At 64.1% G+C, this 7,147-nt stretch carries 4 protein-coding genes and 1 tRNA gene; 3 read left to right on the plus strand and 2 right to left on the minus strand.

Translation table 11 applies throughout. The annotated features are described in order from the left end of the window. Positions 1 to 25: 25 nt before the first annotated feature. Both FRC98_RS13005 and FRC98_RS13010 read left to right on the plus strand, forming a co-directional pair. On the plus strand, positions 26 to 4,675 hold the full coding sequence (locus FRC98_RS13005; protein ID WP_146981867.1) for a PI-PLC domain-containing protein: 4,650 nt from the start codon (positions 26 to 28) through the stop codon (positions 4,673 to 4,675). 272 nt (positions 4,676 to 4,947) lie between these two features. Beyond that, on the plus strand, positions 4,948 to 5,211 hold the full coding sequence (locus tag FRC98_RS13010; RefSeq protein ID WP_146981868.1) for a hypothetical protein: 264 nt from the start codon (positions 4,948 to 4,950) through the stop codon (positions 5,209 to 5,211). Here the strand turns inward: FRC98_RS13010 and FRC98_RS13015 are convergent. Both FRC98_RS13015 and FRC98_RS13020 read right to left on the minus strand, forming a co-directional pair. Further along, positions 5,202 to 5,292: transfer RNA gene (locus FRC98_RS13015), tRNA-OTHER, on the minus strand. The two genes, FRC98_RS13010 and FRC98_RS13015, sit on opposite strands and share 10 nt — an antisense overlap. Continuing rightward, a complete protein-coding gene (locus FRC98_RS13020; protein WP_146981869.1) occupies positions 5,291 to 5,515 on the minus strand; it encodes a hypothetical protein in 225 nt (74 codons plus the stop codon). The genes FRC98_RS13015 and FRC98_RS13020 overlap by 2 nt, the downstream gene beginning before the upstream one ends. A 358-nt stretch (positions 5,516 to 5,873) precedes the next feature. Here FRC98_RS13020 and FRC98_RS13025 point away from each other — a divergent pair, with 358 nt between their 5' ends. Further along, positions 5,874 to 7,079, plus strand: coding sequence for a hypothetical protein (locus FRC98_RS13025; RefSeq protein ID WP_230467575.1), 1,206 nt, complete (start codon positions 5,874 to 5,876; stop codon positions 7,077 to 7,079). The last annotated feature ends 68 nt before the right edge of the window (positions 7,080 to 7,147 follow it).

Raw genomic sequence — 7,147 nt, forward strand, 5'->3', positions numbered from 1 at the left:
GCGACCTCACCCAGAGACCTCGATCATGAGACCTCACCCTCGCACGCGACTTCGTCCGGCGTTTATAATCCTGATGATGCTGCTGGCACTCAGCGCCCTCTCCTGCTCCGGCGAAGACACGGCCAACCGTGAAAACCCCGACCTCGACGTCGGGCTTGATGCCGACGATGTCGGTGATGTCGACGACGCCACGCTCCTGAAGGTCCGCGAGCCCCGGGTCATCGAAGGCGCCACACAGATTCCGCGCCCCGGCGACACCGTGCTCCCCTGCCCCCCCGAGGGCTGCCCGGCCTGCCAGGTGGACGCCGACTGCGATGATGGCATCGCCTGCACCGAGGATGTTTGCGACACCGAGGCCGGCGAATGCGTCGTGAGCACCGCGCACACCCGCTGCGACGACGAGCTCTTCTGCAACGGCTATGAGATGTGCGCCCCCGAAGACCCGCTGGCCGCCGCGAGCGGCTGTGTGGCCGGTCAGCCCCCGGTGCTTGCCGACGGGATCAGCTGCACCCTCGACTTCTGCGACGAAGAAAACGACCAGATCGTGCACCAGGGCGAAGACCTGCGCTGCGAGAGCGATGAGCCCTGCACCGTGAGCCTCTGCGATCCGGTGGAAGGCTGTGTCATCGAGCCTGCCGAAGACGGCACCCTCTGCATGGATGACACCATGGTGTGCTCCGGCGGCCAATGCATCCCCTGCATCGATGATAGCGAAGGCGGCGTCGACTCGGGTTGCGGTGGCGGCGAGCCCTTTTGTGTGGATGGGGCCTGCGTGCAATGCGAAGACAGCACGGACTGCCCGGAAGGCCTGGGCTGTGAGGACGGCGTGTGCACCGGCTGCACCGACCACGCCCAATGCGATGATGGCGCAAGCTGTACCCTGAACCTCTGCGATTTCTCGACCGGCAGATGCGATGTCCTCCCCCTGGGGAGCTCCTGTGGTGGGGGCGATGCCTGCGCCGCACGTGCCCCTTTCTGCTCCCCCCGCGACGAGCGCGCCGACCCCACCACCGGCTGCGTGCCGGGCCCCTCGAAGATCGACCTGATGGAGCCCATCACCTGTGTGGAGCGAAGCTGCGACCCGGCCACCGGTGTGATCAGCGAAGATCTCGACGACTCCCAATGCGAGCCCTCCGGCCCCTGCGTCACCTCGATCTGCACCGTCAACGGCTGCGAGGAAGTACCCTTAAGCGCCGGCACCTCGTGTCTCTACGGTGAGACGGAGATGGAGGAGGGGTTCTGCGACGGTGCAGGCACCTGCGCGGTCTGCGCCGATACCGTCGTCGGTGGCATTGACGCAGGCTGCGACGCGCTCAACCCCTCCTGCTTCAACGGAGGCTGCTTTAACTGCGTGGAGGAGGGCCCCGGCTGCCCCCGCGATTGCAATGGCGAGCTCGACGGCCCGGCCTATGAAGACGCCTGCGGCCAGTGCGACGCCGACATCACCAACGACTGCGCCAACGTCTGCGACGGGGGGGCCTGCTCCCCCTGCGAGATCGATGCGGACTGCAACGACCGCAACGCCTGCACCCTCGACCAGTGCGTCGAAGGGTACTGCAACAACGACCCGGCCCCGCTCGATGGCGACACCTGCCAGTCATCGGAGATCAACGTCTGCGTCACCTCCTACTCCTGCCAGGAGGGGAGCTGCCAGCGCGACGGCACCGTGACCTGCGATGGCCCCTGCCACACCGGCGGCGCCTGCCGTGAGGGCATCGGAGGCTGTGAGATCGACGTGGGCGCAAGCTGCGACGACGGCGATCCGAGCACCATCAACGACACCTGCTCGCCATGGGGCCAGTGTGTCGGGGAGTGCGCCGGCCCCGACGGCCAGCTCTGCGCCGAGGACGACGGCAACCCCTGCACCGTGCCCGCCTGCGACGGCGAAGGCGGCTGCACCGAGCGCATCACCCCGGGCGTAAGCTGCGAGATGGCCTGCGGCGCCGGCGTCTGCAGCACCGAGGGGGTCTGCGAGCCCGTCGACAACGTCTGCAACCCGGAGTCGATGCGCAGCTGCGCCGCGTTTGAGTGCCGCCCCGACGAGGGGGGCTGCGTGGTCGTCAACGGGGACCCAAAGTGCGAGCTCGATGGCGCATCTTGCATCAGCGAGCTGGGCCTGTGCTCGGCCGGAAGCTGCGGTGACGGCTTCTGCGATATCGACGCCGAGTACCGCAACAACCCCAACCACTGCTTTGAGGACTGCGTCCGGGAGGGCTGCGGCACCTCCCCCACCTCCTACCTCACCTGCGACGAGCCCCTCAACAACGAGGCCGTGCTGGGCACCTGGAACTCCGCGATGAGCATCGCCTACGGCATCCCCGAGCTCGACGCCCGCCAGACCGAGACGATCCGCCGCCAGCTCGAAGACGGCGTGGAGTGGCTTCACTTCATCGTCGACTACTGCTCCCCGGGCGCCAGCTCCGGGCCCATCTGCGTCTGCAAAGACGACGACACCTGCGGCCTGGCCAGCACACCGCTTCGCGACCGCCTGGCGGAGGTGCGCGACTACCTTTTGAGCCACCCCGCGCGCATCGTGCAGCTCTATGTGCGCTCGTATCTGGAGCGTGGCGATCTGCGCGAGGTCATCGACCAGGCCGGCTTAAGCGAACTTCTCTACCGCCGCGCCCTCACCACCGTCGGGTTCTCCACGCTGGAGCCTTTCGCCGCCGCGCGCGCACAGCTTATCGCCTCCAACCAGCGTCTGGTCATCTACGATCGGGACTTCGTCCCCCCCTTCAACATCTTTCTGGGCGACTCGCGTCGCTACGAGGTGGTCGACGGCATCCCCCGCACTCCGCCCCCGACCATCGTCTTCAGCGGGCAGGAGACGCACACCACCCACACCTTCAACTGCGTAACCAGCACCAACATCGGCCCCTCCGAGGCGATCGTCTCCTCGCCGGTTTATGGCGTGGTGCATAACGCCGGCCAGGGCTCGTCGACCTTTGTGGGCGCGGCCTGCTGGAACCGCTACGTGCAGAACCACCTCTTCGCCTGCCAGGAGGAAGAGGGGCGCCGGCCCAACGTGATCTTTGTCAACTATTACAACGCCGATCCCGAACCCCTGGACTGGGCGCGTGTCGACAACGACATCGTCTCGGCCTGCCCCGAGGTGCAGCCGGACACCTGCCGCCAGGACAGCGACTGCGACGCCGGGGTCTGCAACCTCTTCGGGGTCTGCGTGAGCTGCACCGACAACGCCGACTGCCGCGAGGATCAGTACTGCAACGGCTGGTTCAACGCCTGCTTTGCGGATCTTCCCGGCGGCGGCCTCTGCACCGAGCCCGAAGAGTGCGCCAGCGGGGTCTGCTCGCTCTTTACCTGCACGGGCTGCGAGCAAGACTCCGACTGCCAGGAGGATCAGTTCTGCGCCTTCGATGGCACCTGCTCCCCGAAGAAGGCCATCGGTGAGGGCTGCATCAACGCACAGGAGTGCGTCAGCAACACCTGTTACCTGGGCTACTGCACCGAGTGCGACGAGCAGTCCGACTGCGGCGATGGCACCTTCTGCTCGCTCAACCCCCTGCCCGGTGAGAGCGCGTGTATCGCCCCCAAACCCAACGGGGAGACCTGCGCGCAGACCTTTGAGTGCGCCTCCGGCAACTGCTTTGCGGGCTTCTGCGTGGCCTGCGACGAACAGTCCGACTGCACCGACCCCAACCAGTTCTGCTCGCTGGACCCGCTGCCGGGCCAGAGCGCGTGCATCGATCGCAAACCCAATGGCCAGGCCTGCGCCCAGGACCTGGAGTGCGCCTCCGACAGCTGCTACCTGGGCTTCTGTGCCGGCTGCAACGAGCAGAGCGACTGCCCGGATGCCCACACGTTCTGCTCGCTCGATCCCGCCCCCGGCGCAAGCGCCTGCATCGCGCGTAAGGCCAACGGCGCGACCTGCGCCCAGAACCTGGAGTGCGCCTCCGACAGCTGCTACCTGGGTTTCTGCGTGGAGTGCAACGCGCAGAACGACTGTCCGGCCTCCAACGAGTTTTGCTCGCTCGACCCGGCCCCCGGCGCCAGCGCCTGCATCGCGCGCAAAGACAACGGTTCTGTGTGCGCCGAGGGCTTTGAGTGCACCAGCGGCCAGTGCACGGCCTTTGTCTGCGGCGAATGCGCCAACGACGCCAACTGCTCCGCCAACGAGCATTGCGACGCGTTGAATAACTGCGCTCCCGACGTCGGCAACGGCTCTCCCTGCCTGAAAGACTCGGCGTGCACCACCGACCTGTGTCTCGACGGCTTCTGCGCCCAGTGCCGAAACGACTCCGAGTGCCCCGCCAGCCAGCACTGCGATGCGTTTAATAACTGCGTCAACGATGTGCCCAACGGATCGGCCTGCCTGCGCGACTCGGCGTGTACCACCGACCTCTGCCTGGCCGGCTTCTGCGCCCAGTGCGAGAACGACTCCCAATGCCCCGCAAGCCAGCATTGCGACGCCTTTAACAACTGCGTCGACGACGTGGGCAACAACGCCCCCTGCCTGCGCGACGCCAACTGCTCCACGGGCATCTGCTCGGCGGGTTTTTGCGCCCAGTGCACCAACGATGGCCACTGCTCCAGCAACCAGTTCTGCAACGTCGGTGGCGACTGCCAGAACAAGGTGCCCAACGGCTCCCTCTGCGTGGATTCGAGGGTCTGTCAGTCCAATTGTTGTAGTTTTGGGTTTTGTAGCAATTGCTAGAGGCCGGGCACGCACGTGCGGGTGAGGCACAAGGCCTCACCCTACGGCATGGGGGGGCAGCTAGAAGCCGGGCACGCACGTGCGGGTGAGGCACAAGGCCTCACCCCAGGGCATGGGGGGCCGCGTGCCCCTTCTCGTATCGGGGCGCCCCTTGTGGGCGCCCGTTTTTTTTTGATCCGAAAAAAGGGTGGCGTTGGAAGGATGGGGCGAGTGCGCGTTAGAATGGGCCTGGCGCCAGCTTTGGCGTGTTGTTTTTCGAGCAGGATGTCCCGATGCCCGACCCACCTTCAAGCCATTCCGATGCCAACCTGGCCGCGCATCAACATCGCCAGCGCTGGCTCGCTACAGCCGTCACGCTCTCGCAAGATCGCAACGCCCATGTGGCGTGCCCCTCCTGCGACGAGGGCATCCTCAGCGTGAGTGAGATCGTCCACCGGGGGCAGGTTGTCGAGCTGGCGTTGCGCTGCCCAACGTGTGGATCCGGGGAGTTTGTGCGGGGGAGGTTTGGGGCGTCTCAGGGGACGAGTGAGGGGTGAAGAAGGATTTGAACCCACGACCTTCAGATTGGGAAGCTGACAGTCTGATGGGGGGCGAGACCACTGCCTGCCATACCCCTCAACCCTCCTCCTCCGACCACAGATCCGGCAGGCGCGCAAACTCGCCGGCAAAGTGCAGGTCGAGGCTTGTTTGCGCCCCGTCACGAAACTCTAAGATGAGCCGGGCCAGGCGGTGATCCACCACGGCGTTATGTATCGTCATATCAAACCCAATATCCTCCCCGTCTTTTGGAACTTTCACGGGCTCAAGGCGCTCCCCCCAGATGCGGCTCGGCTGAAGCATCACGACGCCGCGATCCAGGAGGGTCGACTTCTGGTCGGTGCGCAAGATGGCCCAGGTATCGCCGTATAAGACGGCGATGCCACGCTCACCGTCGACTTTGTAGACGCGTACTTCGCGGATGGGGGGGAGTGGCTTTTTTTGTCCGTGGGAGTTGTCCCCGTGCCTTCACAAAAGTGGCAATCCGTTGCCCTGAAGGTCGTCGGGGAGACTTTGCTCGGAACTCTGGCCGGGAGGACGCGTTCACGGGAGCCGGTCTTGTCGATAACGCACTCTCCTCCCATAGTAGCCCAACTAATCCCGGCTCTGTGTATGACTCCGGTGATTTTCGATCACTTCCCTATGACTTATGGAGCTCTTCATGCCTTATTACTGGCTTATCGCAAACACCGGCACGAGCATTCTCAACAACTACAAACGCTCCCTTTCAGAAGATGCGCGCGCGACCTTTGAAGCGTCCCTCAGCACGCTCGTTAAGACTCAGGAGCCCCGCTCCATTCTGGAGAAGACGGGGCATCAAAACCCCGCGCGCGCCTTGATCGAGGCGATTCGCGACTGGGCGGTGGAGACCAGTTACGGCGCGTCGGCGGAGATCAACAGCACACTGCGCATCCTCGAATCCCGGGGCGATGATCAGCTTTTGGAGTGTCATTTGCTCAGCAGCGACACCGTCGACGGTGTGATCGCCGCCCGAGGTGTGGAGCTGGCACTCAACGCGCTCTTTGCGGCGCGCGGTGTTAAAGACGTCGCGATCACCTCCCATCGCATCGAAGGCCTGCGGGTAGACTCCGCGAGCGCGTTTCGCCGTAAAGGGCTGCCGAAGTATATCGACACAGTGTACCGCATCTTGAGAGACGCCGGCGGCTACGACATGGTCTTCAATCCCACAGGTGGGTTCAAAAGCCTGGTGCCCTATTTGAGCCTCATCGCCATGCTCGAAGGCGCTGAGACGCGTTACATTTTTGAGCACTCCGATGAACTGCTTTCCCTGATGCCCCTGCCCATCTCGATCGACCCGTCGATGGAGAGCGCTGCTATCCCGGTTCTTCGCCAGAGCAGCGGCCCCGGACTCAGCGCCAGAGAAATTGAAGCCGATTTGGACCTGTCCGAGCCCCTTTATACATCGTCTTATGCGTCTTTGTGGGATGAGTTTGAAGAAGATGTCTACATCCCCTCGGGGCTCGGTCAGATTCTGCTCAACCGTGCGCCTGAACCCTCCACCGACATCTATCTATCCCGGGTGGCACAAAAAGATCTCAAACGCATTGGCGAGGAAGGGAAGAGAGCGATCACACCAGGTATTGACGCGCTTCGTGACCCCCATCAACTGAAAAGCAAGCTGCACGGGCAATACTCACCCGAAAAGACCGATTGTCAGTGCCTTGGCTACGGCAACATGGCCTACCGCATCTACTTCAGAACTCGTGACGAAGAGGACCGCATTGACGTCGTGCGTATCTTCCTCAACGGCAATACCGAGCACGCCCGAAAGGATCGACTCACCGACAGCAAAGGCATCTGGTACGACCCCGATGCAGATTATGTCTCGTATGCTGACCTAGCCTGACCCTCGAGCTTCCAACTCTCCTTCTCAAACGCCCGCGCCCACCCGGAAGAACCTTCCCGGTGGGCGCG

It is taken from the genome of Lujinxingia vulgaris (assembly GCF_007997015.1).
Classification (GTDB): domain Bacteria; phylum Myxococcota_A; class Bradymonadia; order Bradymonadales; family Bradymonadaceae; genus Lujinxingia; species Lujinxingia vulgaris.